A 15,943-nucleotide genomic window follows, 5' to 3' on the forward strand; every position below is an offset into this window, starting at 1 on the left:
GGAGCCGTGTGAAGGGAAACTTTCACGCACGGTTCTGAAGACGAGTCGGGTGGGCGACTGCCCGGCTTAGTTTAATCGGATAGATTTTATCCATCCAGTCAACTCTGTTCTAATTGCGACCATCGTCAAAAAATGCCGTTAAGCCAGCGGACTTTTGAATGTCAGAACTGTGGTCTGGTGATAGATCGTGACTTGAACGCCAGTATAACGTTAGAAAAATCGCCGGGCTTGGGCGATTACACTTGTGGACGGGGTGCTGCTGACAGTCCCGGACGAAGCAAGAAATAAACATCAATATCCGGCTAGGTCCGGGTTTGTTTAAGTTTTATAGAGCAGAAACTAACCAAATGTTCGCACCCAAACTCGCATTATTAACCCTTTCAGCGATCGTCCTGTCGATCGCCCAAGTTCAAGCGCATCAAACCGTAGATCTGGAAATTGGAACCTACCTCGAACAATTCAAAACCGAAAAAGGAGCCAACCGACGAGAAGCAGTAAAAGGATTGCGGCAGATTGGGACTCCCGCAGTTCCCCTACTGATCACCGCATTGCAGGATGCCGATGTAGGAGTCCGAGGAGGGGCCGCATTTGCCTTGGGTTCGATGGGTTCTGATGCAGAATCCGCCATTCCGTCCCTGATTGCTGCCTTAAATGACTCAGCAGAGTCTGTGCGTCTGGATGCTGCCGTGGCACTTAGACGAATTGGCACCCCTGCCGTGGAGGCACTCGCCACTGCCTTGCAACACCCAGAGATAGAAGTTCGTCGGGGTGCTGCCTTTGCCTTAGCGGGAATTGGTGCAACCGCAGAACCGGCGATCGCCCCCTTAATCAACGCCTTACAGGATCCAGATGAGCGCCTCGCCTGGAATGCTGCAGTTGCCTTGCGCGCAATCGGGTCCCCCGCAGTCCCCGCCCTAAAGGAGGCCCTGACGGATGAAAATCCGCAAGTCCGGAGTTCCGCTGCCTTTGCCTTGGGAAACCCCACTTCCCCCACTACTGCCAATCTCTCCCCAGTGGCACAAGAGGATGGAGAAGTCCCAGAAATTTGCCGAATGTTGCCGAATCCCTTGTCCCCAGATTTGAGTATCTGTGAAGCAATTCCGATTCTGGAACGTCCCGAGGAGTTGCGCCAGAATCTGGATCAAGTCAATCCCAACCCCTGTAACTTTTCGCCGAATCCCTGCGAAAGTGCTCCCAATCAGATTGACTCCTCTGTCACCCCAACTCGCCGCTTGATGTAATTCCATCAAGAATTCCTCCCCATTTGTAGGAACGACAGAGTGGTAATAGGAATTTCCTAGGACGTCAGTAGGGTAAGAAATAGAGAGGACAAGAAACCGGGTTTCTTACCCGAATTTGGTGCTCATTACCAGAAATTCGGACAAGAAACCTGGTTTCTAACCTCTTGGGTACTAAGGTCCCTAGGTTGTGTTGATCGCCTTTCCCGCAATCCTGTCTCAAGGCGATCGCCTCTTTCAGAATTGAGTTGTGATGCTTTATCCTTGCCCTGGAAATTCGCTATACTCGAAGAGAGTTGAGAGCGAAGGTCCTGATGGGAAATAATCGAAATCAACCTCAACCTGATGATGCCGTTTTGGGGGGACAACACCCGGCCCCCATAGGTGCTATGGTTTTGGGGGGGTTAGACGGGGTAAAAATGCGCTTGGCTTCGCCTGTGGTAGAATATCGCATTACTGCCCTGTCAGAAGCGCTTCGGTATGGAATTGATGGATTAGATTTAGTAATTGATTCGTTGCGCGATCGCTCTTGTAAAGTGCGTCATGCAGCTTATTTACTCCTGGAAAACCGCACAGAAACTCGGGTGCAACACGCTTTACGGTTTTACAATTCTCATCATACTTTAGTCAATCGCATTGTAGAACCCGAACCTGTAGCCAATCTTGAGCAGATTGATACCATGATGCAAAATTTGGAACAGGTGGAGGGAAGTAAAATGGGTAAGCTGGTTGACCAATCTCTCAGTTTAGTCCAAACTTCTGAAGGACAAGATCGCATCAAGCATTACTTATTAAACGGGACTGCTAAACAGAAAGATTATGCCGCTCGTTATTTTAAAGAAAAGGGCCGAAAAGATATTTTAGTGGAAGCTTATCAACAGCATTATTTAAAGTCAGAAAAATCTTTATTGTCTTAATTTTTATTTCCGCCTGTGTAGAATGGCTAAAGTTGAAAAGCCCTCAGTGGGATTAAAGTGAGGGCTTTTCAAGGTTTTACACTTGTTTAAACCGACTCTTCGCCTCAGTTAGCGCTTGCCTCACCTGTTCAAACCCGGTTCCCCCATAGCTATTGCGGGCGGATACCACTTGTTTGGGTGCGATCGCCGCATAAATATCCGTCTCAAAGGCGGGATGCAATGCTTTCCACTCCTCTAGGGTTAAATCTTTTAACAATTTCCCCGCTAATAGAGAGGTTTTAACCACTTTGCCCACCAAATTATAAGCTTCGCGGAAGGGGACGCCTTTGGCGGCTAAATAGTCAGCAACATCCGTGGCATTCGAGAAGTCTTCGGCAACAGCTTCAGCAAGGCGTTCTTCCCGGAATTTGATGCCTTCACTCATTAAAATGGTCATCGCTTCTAGGCAAGCTTTGACAGTTTTTACAGCATCAAATAAAGATTCTTTATCTTCTTGCAAGTCTTTATTGTAGGCTAAAGGTAAACCTTTCATCAGCACTAACATTCCTTGCAAATGTCCGAAAACTCGGCCTGTTTTGCCGCGAACCAATTCGGGAACATCAGGGTTTTTCTTCTGCGGCATGATGCTGGAACCTGTGGCACAGCTATCAGTGAGGGTGATAAAGCTAAATTCTTGCGATGCCCAGAGAATGACTTCCTCCGATAATCGACTCAGATGCACGAGAATGAGGCTAGAAGCACAGAGAAACTCGATCGCAAAGTCGCGATCGCTCACCGCATCTAAACTGTTATTATAGAGTCGGCCAAACCCGAGTTCTTGGGCGGTGAATTGCCGATCAATAGGAAAAGTAGTTCCCGCTAAAGCACCAGCACCTAACGGGCAAATATCCACACGCTGATAAATCTCTCCTAACCGTTCCCAGTCGCGCTGAGCCATTTCAAAATAGGCGAGTAAGTGATGCGCCAGACTAATCGGTTGGGCCCGTTGCAAGTGGGTATAACCGGGGATTAAGGTTTCCACATGGCGATCGGCTAGTTCAAGCAAAACACTTTGAAAGTCGCGAATTTGTTGCCGAATTTGGTGGATTTGGTCCCGGAGGTACAGGCGGGTATCAGTCCCCACTTGATCATTGCGCGATCGCGCCGTATGGAGTTTTTTCCCCACATCTCCCACCAGTTCCGTCAACCGATGTTCCACCGAAAAATGGACATCTTCGTCATCGATTCCGGGTTTAAATAACCCTTGGCGATATTCTTGGCCAATTTGTTCAAGTCCCTTAATCAACTTGTCCGCTTCGTCAACCGAGATGATGCCCGTTTTACCAAGCATTTTCGCATGGGCCATCGAGCCGGTCAAGTCATACTCAATCAGTTGAATATCAAATCCGATACTCGCATTGAAGCGGGCGATCGCCGGATGTAATGCACCTTCAAATCGTTGACTCCAGGTTTTTTGTTCTGTCATGCTCACTTAACCGCCTTCTTAACTCGCTCACCAACACATTGTTACTCTTTTCCGGCCTGATATTGTTTCTCGTTGGAGATAGTATCCCAGACAAATGACCCGTGACTTTAACCGCCTCGGAATCCCCGAAATAGATAACCCAGAACCATACCAATGATTAAGGCCCAAATTTGTCCAGTGGCAACAAAGTTATCCCAGCTATTTTTAATTTGACCCATAATATCCGGGTTGCTGACTTGTTGAGCCAGGACGATCGCCTGCCGTAAAGATTCCCCCATCAACCCCCACAGGACTTCGCTGCTGTTGGGAGGGATAGCCAATTTAGCAATTAATTCGTGAATGCTACAAAAAAATATTGTCATGAGTTTTTAACACCCGTAACCGGGTATGAAGAGGGCTGTTTGCAGTATGCCGGATCAAGTTCACCCTGTAAACGACCCGATCGCAATTCTTCCCTGAACTGGCAACACCGGGCCCGGATAAATCCCCCGCCCCTCCTCAAACCCCCTTTCTCCGGATGCGGCAGAGCCACCTCACCAGGAACGGCCTTATTTCTAAAGACCCTCCCCACTTCAAACCCCTCCTCGATTGTCCTTTGCAGACCCCATTTTTGAGCTATCCTCCTCCCCCTTGACCTGCATCACAATCAGGGTCATATCATCCGTATTTTGCGTATCCGGGCCGATAAAATGCCTAACGCGCTCGAACAGGTGTTCTAAGATAGCTTGGGGCTTTTGGTAATGTTGACAAGCCCATTCCAAGGCAGCAGTCAGGTTTTCCTCATCAAAGCGATCGCCCACGTGATTACTAGCATCAGTAAACCCGTCAGTGTAATAAATCAGCGTATCTCCAGGCTCTAGCTGAATCTGAGCCTCTTGATACTGCGTATCCGGATCTAATCCAATCAACATCCCCAACGTATCTAACCGCTGAATCGTCCTTGTAGAAGCCTGCCATAACAAAGGCGGATTATGTGCCGCATTGCTATAGGACAAAATCCGAGTTTCCGGGTCATACTCCGAATAAAACAGAGTGACAAACCGATGAGAATTCTCCAAATCCGCATACATCACCCGGTTTAAATGCTGAAGAATTCGTGAGGGGGAATGACCGTTAAGGACCTCTGCCCTTAACATTCCTCGGGTCATCGTCATAATCAACCCGGCAGGTACCCCTTTCCCCATCACATCGCCAATGACAACGCTCCAGCGTCCGTTCGGTTTTCCGCCTTGATTTTTAGATTGGGCAAAGTCGTGGGTTGTGGGAATAAAATCGTAGTAATCTCCCCCCACCCGATTGGCAGTTTCGCAACAGGCAGCCAGTTCAATCCCGTTAATCGTCGGACATTGACGCGGCAGGAGTCGCAGTTGGATTTCTGCCCCAATTTCTAATTCTCGGTCCAGTCGTTCCTTCTTGCGCAGTTCTACGGTCAACTCATCATTTTCGATCGCCACCGCAGTTTGATCCGCCACTAACCGCACCAACTTCTGACGCGTGGGAGTCCAAGTATAGTCCGGGTCCCGGCTGAACACATACAGGCGACCACGTTCCGTATTTTTAACCAAAATGGCGGTGCCAAATAACTGCACATCCGACCCCAAATAGGGCGTCACTTGATAATCTAACGCCGAGGGAGGGAGGCTTGAGGCGGCCAAGTTAGAATCATCCATGATTTGACGAGTCAGGTTTTCTAAAGCCTGCCGAATATCATGGCATTCATGGCCATCCTGACAGTGAAGTTGCTGTAACCTCACTTGACCATTGGGTTTAAACAGGATCAATGCTCCCCCATCTGCATCGGTGACCCGACTCGCCACCAGGGGAATCAACTCCAAGAATTGATTCAAATTGTTGAAACTGCGTAGAGCAAATCCCAAGGATGACAATAAATCTTGGACTTTCTTTTGTTCCCGATGCAAACGTGCCACCAGTTCTTTGAGGGCAAAGACGGGGGTTACATCTGCGGATGTGCTGCCGTTGTCGGGTACATCTGGCTGAAATGGCTGTCGAGGGAGAGGCAAAGAAGTCATTGAGTCAAGCTCGCTCCAGCGGGAGTGATTATATCTTTTGTTTGGGGGTGGAAATTACTCCACACCACAGCGTTTGGTGTTAAAGAATAGCTGCCAATTGGCTTTAACGATCGCCCTTGATAGATAGTTTAAGGACTCAGTATTTTAAAACGGTTCTAAATTAACCCTTATGCAACCGATTTGAACTCGGTTGCAAGATAATATTCGCGGCAAAAGGTAGCAATTCGAGTGATTGGCATCCGGGACACTCCCCCCAAGGTCTTGAGCGGGTTGTCAAAAAACTCACACCATCGGCGATGCTAAGCGCGGGGATGGACTGCTTTTGTATCACGCAGGCTGCTGGAAGGTGATGATTCCTCAACCCTGAGCCGACTGCACGAAGCATCAATCCAGATTTCTACAGACATCCCCTTAAAGTGGATTCATGATAGCGCTATTTATAGGCTCTGCCAATCCACTGATGGGGGGGTTTTCCCACCTCGATTCCTCAAAAAAGCGATCGCTGATTTGTTCGATTTGTTGTCACCCATTCCTCAAAGCCAGACTCGACCCGGCGGGCGAGTGACCCGCCGGGACTTCCCTGCGTCCAAACTCTAAGTCCCATGACTTGAGTCCCTTGAGTCTGAAGGTCTAACGTCTCTATTCTTGCTCTGGATACTACCCACCAATCAATGCTTCGACAAACTCGTAGCTGGAAAAGGGGCGCAGGTCTTCGATTCCTTCACCGGCACCGATAAAGCGAATGGGTAATCCCATCTGCTGCACGATCGCCAAGGCTATGCCACCTTTAGCAGTTCCATCCAATTTTGTCAAGATCACCCCACTCAAATTAATCGCTTCCGAAAATACTTGAGCTTGACGGAGGCCATTTTGTCCCAGGGTTGCATCTAAAACCAGCAGTGATTCTACCACTGCATCCGGTGCTTTTCTATCCACGATTCTACGGATTTTTGCCAATTCGTCCATCAGATTCTTTTTATTCTGCAAACGTCCGGCAGTATCCACCAGCAGCAGTTCGGTCCCTCGGGCTTGTGCGGCTGAAATCCCATCAAATACCACCGCTGCGGGGTCCGAATTTTTCACCGGGTTGGCAATCACTTCCACATCGGCGCGACTTCCCCAAACCTTCACTTGCTCCACTGCAGCGGCACGGAAGGTATCGGCTGCGGCAATCAGGGTTTTATAACCGGATTGTTTAGACAGGTGCGCAATTTTACCGATGGTAGTCGTTTTACCCGCCCCATTGACTCCGGCAATCACCCAAATATTCAGCGTCTCTTTCTCAGGGACAAAGTTAGCATTGTATTTTTCCTGAAAGGGGCGATCGAGCATCTCCCGGAGGATTTTTTTCAGGTAGGCGATCGCCTCTGCCGGGGGGAGTGCCTCTTCTTTTAACTTCTGCTGGAGGGCCTCGATAATCAAGTCCGTCGCCTCCACCCCGACATCTGCCTGCAACAGGGCTGTTTCAATTTCCATCACCGCTGCTTTATTCAGCGGCCCCTGTCCCACGATCGCCCGCAGTTGGTTAATTAAACTCCGACGGGTTTTATCCAAGCTCTGCCGTAACTTCTGTAACCAGGTAATTTCTTCAAGGGAAACCTGATCCGCACGGCGTCCTTGCGCCGCCAGCACTTCCGCTGACCACAAAAAGCCCTCATCAAACGGCAGTCCGGGTATTTCTGTCCCTTCATTATCCCGTTGTCCCGCAGTGGTGGGCCGTCTGAGGTCCTCCTCTACCGGGGCCTCCACCGCCGTTTCCTCTAGCCGCTGCATTCTCGCCTGTCGTTCCGCCTCCGCTCGTGCCAGGAATGACACGGGAGCCGGTGCTGGAGCAGCAGGTTCCGAGGTTTCCGCTTGTTCTGAGGTCTCGATAGCCAGAGCCGCTGCCGGTTCTCTAACCTCCTCTGGAACGGCCTCGGTTTCCGGTTCTTCCAGTTCTCCCTCAGCTTCCAGTTCTCCCTCAGCTTCCAGTTCTCCCTCAGCTTCCAGTTCTCCCTCAGCTTCCAGTTCTTCCTCAGCTTCCGGTTCTCCCTCAGCTTCCGGTTCTCCCTCAGCTTCCAGTTCTCCCTCAGCTTCCGGTTCTCCCTCAGCTTCCAGTTCTTCCTCAGCTTCCGGTTCTCCCTCAGAAGAAACCTGTTGCTTTTGAATATTTTGATAAGCAGCTTTAGCCCAGTTCAGATAATCTTCGGCAACATCTGGGGTCGTTTCCTCAGCATCAGATTCCGGCTGCTTAGCAGTCGGTTTTGTTGCCTGTTCTTGTTCTTGTTGTTCTTTTTCGTTGAACTGACGGCGGAACCAATTAAACACCATAGCACTTACCAGCAAGAGAGCTTTGCCGACTATTTTAGAGGGTCGGGTAGAGATTTTTGAAGAGAAATGGCCGGGGTTTTATCCCCAGGACAGGATTAAGACCCTTGCGCGAGAACCCAGGGGGGATAAATTATTCTTGGGGCACCGTCTCATGAAACTGTTCCGTGACCCGACGCAAGACGCCATTGACAAAGCGATAGCCATCTTCACCGCTATAGCGTTTGGCTAATTCCACCGCTTCATTGATGGCGATGCGTTCTTGGAGTCCCAGATAGCGCATTTCAGCCACAGCAATTCGCAGGATATCGCGATCGATTCGAGCAATCCGATTCAGTTGCCAATTGACGATCGCCTGTTGGAGAATGGCATCAATTTCTTCGCGATGGGCGTTTACCAGGGTCAGGGTTTCTAAGGTGTATGCCTTGACTTCTTTTTGGTTCGTCAGTTGCAGAAACTCGGGCAATTCCATTGCCATTGCCACGCGGTTAATCGCAGTTTGGGTGAGTTCTACGGCTTCGTAAACCATTGTGCGAGAACTTTGCACCGTGGTGGCTTGAATTTCGCTCCCTAAAAGGCGATCGTTGCTGCGTTTGAGTTCAGCAGCAGCGGTTTCTAGGATATCGTGGACTTCATTGGTGAGGGCGCGAACCGCAGCGAGGACTAGATCGGAGAGTTGTTGAGCGCTGAGTTTTTCCAGATTGGAACTCAGCTGACTCATACTCAGCAGGGCGAGTTCACGAGCGACTCTTTGAGCTTTCATAATGCTAGGAGTTAACTTGGGTGGGTTTAGATATATTCTTTTTCTTCTTCAGAAAGGAGGGCCTGCCGTTTGACTTCTGTTGTGAGTTCCTGTAGCTTGCGATCGCTCGATGGAGGTAGGGGCAAGGGTCCAGTCATAGGCGAGCTAACAATGCCACCGGAGACGATGATTTTAAAGGCATCTTCCACGGACATGGAGAGGTTGACCACTTCTTCTTCAGAAACGACAGCATACCACCCACTGGTCGGGTTAGGCGTGGTGGGAATAAAAACGCTGACCATTCCCCCGGATAACTGGGATTGGATGTCTGCGGCGACACCCCCTGTGACGAAGGCGATCGCCCAGATTCCTTTGCGCGGATACTCGACTAAAATCACCCGTCGAAATTTCCCATTAGAATCTTTCAGAACAGTTTCTAAAATTTGCTTGAGGGTTTTATAAACTGAACCTGCCAGGGGAATGGCTTGCAGCACTCGTTCCCCCAAGTCCAGCAACCATCGTCCGGCAATGTTGCGTGCCATCAAACCAATCAGCAGAATACTCAGGAGGGGAACCGCCAAACCGACGCCTAAGTTAATCAGGATGACTAAAATCGGGTGGAGGTTATCGAAGGGATTAAGCTGCTTGGGAATACTGGTGAGCAAATCGATCACCCATCGGGCAACCGTAATCGTGAGCCAGATGGTGGTTGCCAGGGGAATGATCACCAGCAGTCCAGCAATCAGGTCATTTTTTAAGTCTTGTTTAAGGCGTTGGATCACAGCTTACCCACTCTCCTTTTGTTCCGAAACATTACGCGATCGCCACTTTTAACTGCTTGATTATCACCAAACGGTATCATTTTCGGTCTCCAAAAAACCGTCGGAGTTCAGCCACGAATCCCTTCCTTTCCGTAAAATCCCTTGGCGGAGTCAGCAACGGTGAGGGATGAGACTACCCAAAGAGTGAATCGCCACCGAACCCTGATTCTTTGGGTTAGAACTCCGGCGGGCTTTTTAGCCCCGGAGTCGGCTTGAATGAGCCTAGGCTGAATCCGTCCCGGTTTCTTTGCAGAAACGGAAAAAGCATGGAGTATCTTCTGATACTATACCCTGTGCCCTGAGCAAAGAAAGTGTCAAGTTCAACTCAGGCCCTTCTCTAATCAATTGTAAAGAATTATTGCCAACTGACCGGCATCTTGATTAAAAAAACTTTCTGCCTGAACTCAGAGCCCAGTCCCATCTGTAGTCAGATCAACAAACCGGCAGAGATTGGACGCCCTGCCGGTTGTTGTAAAAGCACCGATACCCTAAGAATTAGGAGGGGTTGGATGTGGTGACATTGCTGGCGGGTTGGGGGTCTAACTGCGGCGTGGGTATATTTTGGAGTTCCCACACTTTGAGCAAGATCAGATATTCATAAAATGCCTGTAAGGTACACCAAGCAAACCCACCACGTCCATCGAGGATGCCCCCGAGCATAAAGTACATATAAATAAAGCGCAACAGGGGACGAAAGGGCAGGCGCAAGGAGAGATCTTTGAGTGCTCGGCGTTTTTCCACTTCCGATCGCCCAAAGAAGAGATTCTTCCAGGAGATTTCTCCTTTTTGCAGTTGGCGCAGGGTTTCTTTAGCTTCATCACTGGAGTAGCGGTTGTGTTTGTCCAACCAGCGACTCAATCCTTTGCTACTGGTGTAGTGGGGATAGGTTTCTTTTAGAAAGCCCGTAGGACCATCACAGACTTCCCGTTCCGTATGTCCGTAATCCGTGAACCATACCTTGTCTTTGCGGAATAAACGGAGTTGATAGCGGGGGTACTGGGTGCTGTAACGAATCCATTGGTTCATAAACATGACGCGCTCGGCGACATAGTAGCCGATAATTTCGTCGGGGTTGGCGATCGCATTGAGACATTCCTGGAATAATTCTGGAGTCATGCGTTCATCAGCTTCCAGGATGTAAACCCATTCATGCTGGGTGGGAATCTCTTGCAGCATCCAAGTCCGTTGTTTGCCGTGACTTTCAAAAGGATGCTGAACCACCTGTACCGGATACTGACGGGCAATCTCCACGGTGCGATCGCTTGACATCGAGTCCACCACGATAATCTCATCACTCAGCATGGCGGACTCGATGCAAGCAGCAATATCAATTTCTTCGTTATGGGTCAGGATATAAATCGAGAACATGGGGGGCAATTGCCAATAATTGGCTGAATTGTGAATAGTTATTGCCATCGGCGATCAAAACTTGTCTGCAACGCCGGTATGGACCCGTTAGTTGAACCACACCACCCTTTCAGGGCTGAAGGGTTGCACCGGGTGAGCGCCCTGACGCACCCATTTCGCCCTAATCGTAACTCACCCGAGACGATTGTAACGAGGGCAACCTCGCCACCTTAAAAGACTTAAACTTGAAGAGGATGAACAGCAGGCCGACTTGCCGACTTGAGTGGGTATCCCTGAGTGATGCCTGAGTGGCGATCGCCCATTTCCTCTGCTAACGACCCATCGATTTACGCCGTCCTCCCCCTACACTCCCCATACTTTTTAAACCCGTCCAGCCAATAATGCTGTAAGCCACGGATAACAACAAACTACTAATCCCCGTTTGCACAGCTAACTTGGTAAATCGAGTTTTGGTCTGACTTTCCAGTTCTTGCTGACGAGAGCGAATCTGGGTGAGTTGTTGAGTCCGAAGATTCTCTGCACTAAATTGTTGATTGAGAAACTGATCCAAGGCTTGGGGATTTTGCTGAAATTGTTCCAGTAATTCCTTCTCTTGTTGCGGCACGTCCGGACTTTGTAGGGCTTGGTTCAGTTGGTCTGGATTCGATAGCAATTGGCGAATTTGTTCTCCGATCGCGCCCCGGCGTTGTTGAATTTCGCTCTCCACGTTCTCATTTTCTAGTTGGCTTAATATTTGCCCTTCGGTCTGGCTGGCTTGTTCTCGAATCTGCTGCAATGCCTCAGAACGTTGCAGGCGCACGTTATTCAAATGCAGGGGAAATACGACTAAAAATACCAACCCTAGAATTGTAGACAACACAAAGGCCCAAAATCTCAAATCTTGGAACGGGTTGCGTTTAACCGCACCACCCCCTTCAGAACGCTCCATCCAAGCCCCTGTCACTAAAAAAGCTATCCCTACTAAGGGAATAATTCCTCGTTCTACAATTTGAGCTGCATAGGCAATTTGCCATTCTCTTGATCCGGGCTGAAAGGGAATGGCTAAAAGTACATAATCCACTAAGGAAGATACAATTAAAATCACCCCGATTACTTTTAGGGACATTGAAGCTACAGACTCTTGATTCATGATTCTCCTATAATTTTCCAGATATATTCCCCAACATAGGGAAAGTTTTTCTCTTCCCTTTCCACTCCTTTGTGGATGGGTTTTTACCCCGATGATGTTGACTGAATTTCCGGGGTATAAACAAGGGGACCTCGGTTTTGGGATTCCCCTAAAACCCGTGGAATTGCTATTCCGATTGAGGGTTTACCCTTAAACTCCTTTAAATCAATCCGTCCTGATGGCCACAGCATACTATTAATAGGCCCGGTTTTGGAATTCATCAAATGAGTTTCACGGGATGCCACCCAGGTAAGGGTTGATTGATTGAATCCTCCGATTTAAGTTTAAACTTAAATTCAAGTAATTTTAACCTCAATTGGGTAAAATTTACCCAAAATTTATGGTGGTTTTTGGCGGGGGGTAAAAGCCATCCCAAGGGATTGAGGTTCGGTTGAAGGATGCCGGGACAGGAGGATGGATTGGGGCGTTGACCCCGCACAGACCACTAAATCAAGTAGAGCTTTCTTTATTTTAGGGTGGCGCTGCGATACCAATGGGCTAAACGAGCCGGTGAAATCCCCAAATAATATCCCACAATCATCAGTTGATTGATCCCAGTGGTTCGTAGAATGCCCCATTTCTGCCATCGTCTGGCACTGGTGAAGGCGGGGAGGGGGGCGATCGCCAGTCTTCCACGCCGTTTCAAGCGGCCCACAAAGTCAAAATCCTCCATGATCCCCATCTCGGCAAATCCCCCCAGTTCCCAAAAGGTGGCGGCGCGCACAAAAATGCCTTGGTCCCCATAAGGCATCTGCCCTAGGCGCGATCGCCACTTTACCCCCCATTCAATCACCCGCAGCAAGGGTTCTGGCCCCTCAATCCTCAATTCAAAGGCTCCCCCCACCACCTTGGGTTCCTCCAGGATGCGCCGGATCTCCCTGTCAAATCCCGACCCCAACCGAGTATCCCCATGTAAAAATAGCAGGATTTCCCCCGTTGCCTGAGCAGCCCCTAAATTCATTTGTCGCCCTCTCCCGGGTTCGCTACGGACAACGGTGACCCCATAAGATGCTGCAATTTCCCGGGTGCGATCGCTCGATCCGCCATCCACTAGGATAATCTCTACATCCGCGAGTCCACAAACTCCCGCTAAGGTAGCCCCAATCCCTGCTTCTTCATTCAAAACCGGCAGGATAATTGAGATTTGGCCCGGATTGGGTCTCAGGAAGAATTGGGACCCTAAAAAAGCTAAATCTTCCGGGCGATCGATATCCCTAAGTTCCGGTAACTGCGCCACAGTCAGAGACTCAGAACTCGCCACTGCCAAGGTTTGGGCCAAAACTTCCCCAGTCCCCCAAGCTATCCCTTGGAAGAGTTGCGGAACGAATCGAGACAGTCCAATCAGGTAATATCCCCCATCTATTGCGGGTCCTAACACCAAGTCATGAGAGTGCAGGGACTCAAAAGCTTGCATGAGGAGCTCGGCATCCAAATCCGGGCAATCAGTGCCAATGAGGACCAGGCGAGAGCATCCCGCCTCAAATGCCTCCTTAGACGCAGCTTTGAGGCGATGCCCCAAATCTCCAGGAGACTGGGATAAATACTCCCAATCTTCCCCCAACCACCCTTGCATCTGTTCCAGGCTTCCCCCAGTAAATCGCACTTCCACCGCGATCGGTTTCGGCATCTTTTGCTGCAACCCGTCTCGAACCGTTGCTAGGGTATGTTCCCCCAATTGTCGATGTAAGAGCGCCGCCCCCCTTGCCCCCAATGCAGGAATCAGCCTGGTTTTAGTCATTCCAGGATAGGGAAAGCGGGTAAAAATAATTAGGCGATCGGGGTTGGGGTGATCAAGCATGGGGATGGGGGGATGGGGAGGATAGGGGAGATGGGGGAGATAGGGGAGATAGGGGGGATGGGGGAGAGGGGGAGATAGGGGAGATGGGGGAGATAGGGGAGATGGGGGAGATAGGGGGGATAGGGGAGAGGGGGAGGATAGGGGAGAGAGGGAAGAATAATCGACCTTCCCCACCTTCCCCACCTTCCCCATCCTCCCCATCCTCCCCATCCTCCCCATCTTCCCCATCTTCCCCATCCACCCCATCCTCTCTTGACCAGATTGCCTAAAATAGGGTGGAAAACCCTCATTTTAATCCAACGGGATGAATCATAACGTCGAAGTCTTAGCCGATAAAACTGCCCTAGTTGAGCGATCGCTGGAACTGGTGCGGGCCAAAATTGACGAAGCGATTCAACAGGGCGATCGCTGTACCATCGCCCTGGCTGGTGGCAGCACCCCCAAACCTTTGTATGAATCCCTTGCAACCTTAAACCTTCCCTGGGAAAAAATTCACATCTTTTGGGGGGACGAACGCTATGTCCCCCCAACGGATCCTGATAGCAATCAGCTCATGGCACGTCAAGCATGGCTCGATCGCGTCAGCTTTCCGGAGGCTAACATTCACCCGATTCCCACCCAGGGAGAAGATCCGGCTATGGATGCCCAGCGCCATGAGGCCCATTTGCAACAATTCTTTACCATTTCTCCGGGAGAGTTCCCCAATTTTGATATCATTTTGCTGGGAATCGGCGATGACGCTCATACGGCCTCCCTATTTCCCCATACCGAAGCCTTACAAGTGCGCGATCGCCTCGTGACCGTAGGCAATAAAGACGGACAGCCCCGCATCACCTTTACCGTTCCCCTAATTAACCACGCCCACAATGTCTTCTTTCTGGTGGCTGGTGCCTCCAAACAACAGGCCCTCGGACAAATCTTTGCTGACGAAGCTGACCCTCTAACCTACCCGGCGCGGCTAATTCAGCCTTTAGGCGAGTTATGGTGGCTATTAGATGAACCGGCAGGACGGGAGTTAGCCATCTAAACGGTCTATCCCCTATAGCACGGCGGCCTGATTAGGCCAGAGGTCCAATGGACTTTTGCTATCAACCGATCGTTGCTATTCTCTCCTGAAGCGATTGAACCGCCGCAATAGCAGCAGTTTAAACCTGTCTTTTCTCCGATCGTATCGCAGCGAGAACTTAACGAAGATGATAGTTTGCCCGAATTGTAACCACCAAAATCCTGATGGAGCCATCCAATGTGAGGCTTGTTTGACTCCTTTGCCTGCCACCATGAACTGCCCCTCCTGTGGCGCAACGGTCCAAACTGATGCCGCCTTCTGCGGTCAGTGTGGCTATAATCTCCAGGTCAATGCTGCTGAGGAAAGCTCCTCCGTAGAATTCCCCGAAGCTGTACCCACGGTGGTTTCTACGGCTTCGGGTTCCTCTACGGGGTCGCTCCCGGACCTAGACCCCCCGGAACCCTTGGTCTCTCCAGACCCCCTGGCCGGATTTTCTACCTCGGAACCGGAAGCAGCGAATCCTCCGGCTTTCGCACCTCCAACTCTCCCCACTCCGCTACCGACTCCGGACCCGACTCCGGCACCGCCTCCGGTTGCTACTCCGGATCCCACTCCGGCACCGCCTCCCGTTACCACGCCGGTTGCGAGAAGTTCGGCAACTCAACTTCAGGCAATGCCACAGGCGCGACTGTTCCATGTACAAACGAATACCCCGATAGAATTACCCTCCACTCTCTCCGTCGTTCACATTGGCAAACCTAATGATATGGTTCCCCCCGATGTAGATGTGTCGGGATTTCCCCATTCTGAGGTGGTCTCTCGAATTCATGCGGATATTCGCGTCGAGGGAACTAATTACTTTCTGGAGGATGTGGGCAGTTCTAATGGCACCTATGTCAATAATCTGCCGTTACCCAAGGGAAACCGGCAGCTGCTGCGTGCGGGCGATCGCATTGCTCTGGGCAAGGGAGATATGGTCACATTTATTTTCCAATTGTCTTAAAATCCAAAACAGTGGTACAGGATTAGTTCCGGATCAAGTCCAGGGGACAAGAAACTGGGGGTCTGCCCTTTCTTTGTTGC

The 15,943-nt window shown here is 50.2% G+C and carries 13 protein-coding genes and 1 pseudogene; 5 read left to right on the forward strand and 9 right to left on the reverse strand.

The annotated features are described in order from the left end of the window. Nucleotides 1-75 precede the first annotated feature (75 nt). The 3 genes and pseudogenes from NG792_RS18005 to NG792_RS18015 form a co-directional block, all read left to right on the forward strand. Nucleotides 76-288, forward strand: a pseudogene (locus NG792_RS18005) (zinc ribbon domain-containing protein); the annotation flags it as partial. Nucleotides 289-347: 59 nt separating this feature from the next. Continuing rightward, complete coding sequence (locus NG792_RS18010) at nucleotides 348-1,241, forward strand: HEAT repeat domain-containing protein (RefSeq protein WP_261236293.1); 894 nt, start codon at nucleotides 348-350, stop codon at nucleotides 1,239-1,241. Nucleotides 1,242-1,552: 311 nt separating this feature from the next. Beyond that, a complete protein-coding gene (locus NG792_RS18015) occupies nucleotides 1,553-2,155 on the forward strand; it encodes a hypothetical protein (RefSeq protein WP_261199524.1) in 603 nt (200 codons plus the stop codon). Nucleotides 2,156-2,231: 76 nt separating this feature from the next. Here NG792_RS18015 and argH read toward each other — a convergent pair whose 3' ends face one another. From argH to NG792_RS28970, 9 genes are all read right to left on the reverse strand, one after another. Further along, nucleotides 2,232-3,620 carry an argininosuccinate lyase gene (gene argH, locus NG792_RS18020; RefSeq protein ID WP_261236294.1) on the reverse strand — a complete coding sequence of 463 codons (1,389 nt, stop codon included), beginning with the start codon at nucleotides 3,618-3,620 and terminating at the stop codon, nucleotides 2,232-2,234. Nucleotides 3,621-3,727: 107 nt separating this feature from the next. Further along, nucleotides 3,728-3,982 carry a hypothetical protein gene (locus NG792_RS18025; protein WP_261199526.1) on the reverse strand — a complete coding sequence of 85 codons (255 nt, stop codon included), beginning with the start codon at nucleotides 3,980-3,982 and terminating at the stop codon, nucleotides 3,728-3,730. A 210-nt stretch (nucleotides 3,983-4,192) separates the two neighbouring features. Beyond that, nucleotides 4,193-5,650, reverse strand: a complete 1,458-nt coding sequence (locus tag NG792_RS18030; RefSeq protein WP_261199527.1) for a PP2C family protein-serine/threonine phosphatase — start codon at nucleotides 5,648-5,650, stop codon at nucleotides 4,193-4,195. A gap of 657 nt (nucleotides 5,651-6,307) precedes the next feature. Continuing rightward, nucleotides 6,308-7,960, reverse strand: a complete 1,653-nt coding sequence (gene ftsY, locus NG792_RS18035; protein ID WP_261236295.1) for a signal recognition particle-docking protein FtsY — start codon at nucleotides 7,958-7,960, stop codon at nucleotides 6,308-6,310. A gap of 130 nt (nucleotides 7,961-8,090) precedes the next feature. Beyond that, on the reverse strand, nucleotides 8,091-8,720 hold the full coding sequence (gene nusB, locus NG792_RS18040) for a transcription antitermination factor NusB (RefSeq protein ID WP_261199529.1): 630 nt from the start codon (nucleotides 8,718-8,720) through the stop codon (nucleotides 8,091-8,093). Nucleotides 8,721-8,746: 26 nt separating this feature from the next. Beyond that, nucleotides 8,747-9,481 (reverse strand): DUF502 domain-containing protein, encoded by a 735-nt coding sequence (locus tag NG792_RS18045; protein ID WP_261199530.1) that lies wholly within the window; start codon nucleotides 9,479-9,481, stop codon nucleotides 8,747-8,749. A 534-nt stretch (nucleotides 9,482-10,015) separates the two neighbouring features. Then, nucleotides 10,016-10,888: a glycosyltransferase family 2 protein gene (locus tag NG792_RS18050; RefSeq protein ID WP_261199600.1), complete on the reverse strand. Its 873-nt coding sequence runs from the start codon at nucleotides 10,886-10,888 to the stop codon at nucleotides 10,016-10,018. A gap of 310 nt (nucleotides 10,889-11,198) precedes the next feature. Further along, on the reverse strand, nucleotides 11,199-12,017 hold the full coding sequence (hpsJ-B, locus tag NG792_RS18055) for a hormogonium polysaccharide biosynthesis protein HpsJ (RefSeq protein ID WP_261199531.1): 819 nt from the start codon (nucleotides 12,015-12,017) through the stop codon (nucleotides 11,199-11,201). Between the two features lie 505 nt (nucleotides 12,018-12,522). Continuing rightward, the gene (locus tag NG792_RS28970) at nucleotides 12,523-13,854 is read right to left on the reverse strand and encodes a TIGR04283 family arsenosugar biosynthesis glycosyltransferase (RefSeq protein ID WP_317619515.1); all 1,332 of its coding nucleotides are present in this window, start codon (nucleotides 13,852-13,854) and stop codon (nucleotides 12,523-12,525) included. 304 nt (nucleotides 13,855-14,158) lie between these two features. On the opposite strand from NG792_RS28970, the gene pgl reads away from it, so the two are divergent. Then, nucleotides 14,159-14,881 carry a 6-phosphogluconolactonase gene (gene pgl / locus NG792_RS18070; protein ID WP_261236296.1) on the forward strand — a complete coding sequence of 241 codons (723 nt, stop codon included), beginning with the start codon at nucleotides 14,159-14,161 and terminating at the stop codon, nucleotides 14,879-14,881. A gap of 166 nt (nucleotides 14,882-15,047) precedes the next feature. Next, nucleotides 15,048-15,863 (forward strand): double zinc ribbon and FHA domain-containing protein, encoded by an 816-nt coding sequence (locus NG792_RS18075; RefSeq protein ID WP_261236297.1) that lies wholly within the window; start codon nucleotides 15,048-15,050, stop codon nucleotides 15,861-15,863. The last annotated feature ends 80 nt before the right edge of the window (nucleotides 15,864-15,943 follow it).

This window comes from Laspinema olomoucense D3b, from assembly GCF_025370785.1.
In the GTDB taxonomy this organism is placed as follows: Bacteria; Cyanobacteriota; Cyanobacteriia; order Cyanobacteriales; family Laspinemataceae; genus Laspinema; species Laspinema olomoucense.

Bases quoted from the DNA above. Each gene is read 5' to 3' on its own strand.
- NG792_RS18010 (WP_261236293.1), top strand. From the start codon at position 348: ATGTTCGCACCCAAACTCGCATTATTAACCCTTTCAGCGATCGTCCTG.
- NG792_RS18015 (WP_261199524.1), top strand. From the start codon at position 1,553: ATGGGAAATAATCGAAATCAACCTCAACCTGATGATGCCGTTTTGGGG.
- argH (WP_261236294.1), bottom strand. From the start codon at position 3,620: ATGACAGAACAAAAAACCTGGAGTCAACGATTTGAAGGTGCATTACAT.
- NG792_RS18025 (WP_261199526.1), bottom strand. From the start codon at position 3,982: ATGACAATATTTTTTTGTAGCATTCACGAATTAATTGCTAAATTGGCT.
- NG792_RS18030 (WP_261199527.1), bottom strand. From the start codon at position 5,650: ATGACTTCTTTGCCTCTCCCTCGACAGCCATTTCAGCCAGATGTACCC.
- ftsY (WP_261236295.1), bottom strand. From the start codon at position 7,960: ATGGTGTTTAATTGGTTCCGCCGTCAGTTCAACGAAAAAGAACAACAA.
- nusB (WP_261199529.1), bottom strand. From the start codon at position 8,720: ATGAAAGCTCAAAGAGTCGCTCGTGAACTCGCCCTGCTGAGTATGAGT.
- NG792_RS18050 (WP_261199600.1), bottom strand. From the start codon at position 10,888: ATGTTCTCGATTTATATCCTGACCCATAACGAAGAAATTGATATTGCT.
- hpsJ-B (WP_261199531.1), bottom strand. From the start codon at position 12,017: ATGAATCAAGAGTCTGTAGCTTCAATGTCCCTAAAAGTAATCGGGGTG.
- NG792_RS28970 (WP_317619515.1), bottom strand. From the start codon at position 13,854: ATGCTTGATCACCCCAACCCCGATCGCCTAATTATTTTTACCCGCTTT.
- pgl (WP_261236296.1), top strand. From the start codon at position 14,159: ATGAATCATAACGTCGAAGTCTTAGCCGATAAAACTGCCCTAGTTGAG.
- NG792_RS18075 (WP_261236297.1), top strand. From the start codon at position 15,048: ATGATAGTTTGCCCGAATTGTAACCACCAAAATCCTGATGGAGCCATC.